We start from the raw sequence: 1,440 nt of genomic DNA, 5'->3' as shown, positions 1-1,440 counted from the left end.
CCATGCAACGTGCGGGCAAGCGAGGCGGCATAGCGCCAGATGTCAACGGCGCCGCCGATCTCGCCGCGCGCCTGGGCGATCGGCTTGCCCGATTCCAGCGCGTCGAGCCGGGCGATGTCTTCAAGCCGCGCCTCGATCAGGTCAGCCGCCTTGAGCAGGATCGCGGCACGCTCAGCTGCCCTCATGCGCGGCCATGGACCGGTCTCGAACGCCTTGTGGGCGGCCTGCACAGCGGCTTCCACTTCGGCCTCGCCGGCCTGTGCGTAGTGCGAGACGGTGAAGCCGTGGCCGGGACTATTTCGAGCAATCGTGCGGCCGTCGCGGGCATCGACATGCTTGCCGTCGATCAGCAGCCTGTAGGCTTTCGGTGCCGCAGCCGCCTCGGCCGGCATGGCGATCTTGAGTGGGGCGTTCATCTGTTTTCCTCTAGGATCTCGAAAAGGCCGGCTTCTGCTTGGCCTTGAAGGCATCGACGCCGGCCTTGAGATCTCCGGTCAGGGCGATGAAGCCGCTGGCCAGCGCTTCGGTGGCGGCGGCACTTTCCTCGCCTTCGGCGACCGCGATCATCAGCTTGGCGGCTTCCGTCGCCAGTGGCCCGCGCTCGGCGATCTTTTCCGCCCACGCCTGTGCATTAGCCAGCGCCTTGCCGGTCTCGACCACCCGATCGACAATGCCCAAGGCCAGTGCTTCAGGGGCGAGAAAGATCTCGCCGCCCAGCGCCATGCGCCGCACCGTCTGCGCGCCGAAGCGGCGCACGGCGCGCTGCGTGCCGGACCAGCCCGGAACGACGCCGATCGAGGTTTCGGGGAAGCCCAATTTTACCTGTGTTTCGGCCACGCGGAAGTCGCAAGCCACAGCCAGTTCGAGCCCGCCGCCCAGTGCATGGCCCGACAAAACGGCGATGGTCGGCTGCCTGAGCCGCGCCAGCCGGTCGAAGACGCGGTGGCCGTAGCGTACCCATTGCACCTGGAAATCGGCGGCACTCATCCGCGCCCACGCTTCAACATCGCCACCGGCGCAAAATCCCTTGCCCTCGCCGCGCAGCAGCACGACGCGGACGCCCTCGGCCATCTCGGCCGCGTCAAGCGCCGTCTCCAACGCGCGCAGCATCGGAATGTCCAGCGCGTTGAATTTCTCCGGCCGGCGCAGCGTGACGACGCCGATGGCGCCGTCGGTTTCAAAGGTGACGAGGTGCTCAGCCATGCGCGCCTCCAAGCGAGGCGCCGCCATTCAGCGACAGGCCTATCGGTTGCTCCTGATAGAGGGCTGCCGGTGTCGTCTTGAGGTTCTTGGCAATGCCCAACGGAATTTCCGACTGCGCCAGCACATCGCGCTGCAGATCGATGCCGGGTGCGAGTTCTGTGACGACCAGGCCCTCCGGCGTCAGCCTCATCACGCAGCGTTCGGTGACATAGGTGATGTCCTGTCCCTGCGCGACTG

The 1,440-nt window shown here is 66.7% G+C and carries 2 protein-coding genes and 1 pseudogene; all 3 read right to left on the bottom strand.

What is annotated here, in order from left to right:
• Window positions 1-416: aldehyde dehydrogenase family protein (locus EN893_RS33840; RefSeq protein ID WP_128362168.1), on the bottom strand; the 416-nt coding region annotated here is incomplete at its 3' end.
• A gap of 10 nt (window positions 417-426) precedes the next feature.
• Window positions 427-1,203, bottom strand: coding sequence for an enoyl-CoA hydratase/isomerase family protein (locus tag EN893_RS33835; protein WP_127267245.1), 777 nt, complete (start codon window positions 1,201-1,203; stop codon window positions 427-429).
• A pseudogene (locus EN893_RS33830) lies at window positions 1,196-1,440 on the bottom strand (acyl CoA:acetate/3-ketoacid CoA transferase); the annotation flags it as partial. The gene EN893_RS33835 and the pseudogene EN893_RS33830, both read right to left, overlap by 8 nt.

The organism is Mesorhizobium sp. M7A.F.Ca.CA.004.04.2.1 (assembly GCF_004022825.1).
In the GTDB taxonomy this organism is placed as follows: domain Bacteria; phylum Pseudomonadota; class Alphaproteobacteria; order Rhizobiales; family Rhizobiaceae; genus Mesorhizobium.
The sequence above is the reverse complement of the archived record's forward strand: the minus strand, read 5'-3'. Positions and strand labels throughout refer to the sequence as shown.

Excerpts from the sequence above, each read along its gene's own strand:
- EN893_RS33835 (WP_127267245.1), bottom strand. The coding sequence starts at position 1,203 with ATGGCTGAGCACCTCGTCACCTTTGAAACCGACGGCGCCATCGGCGTC.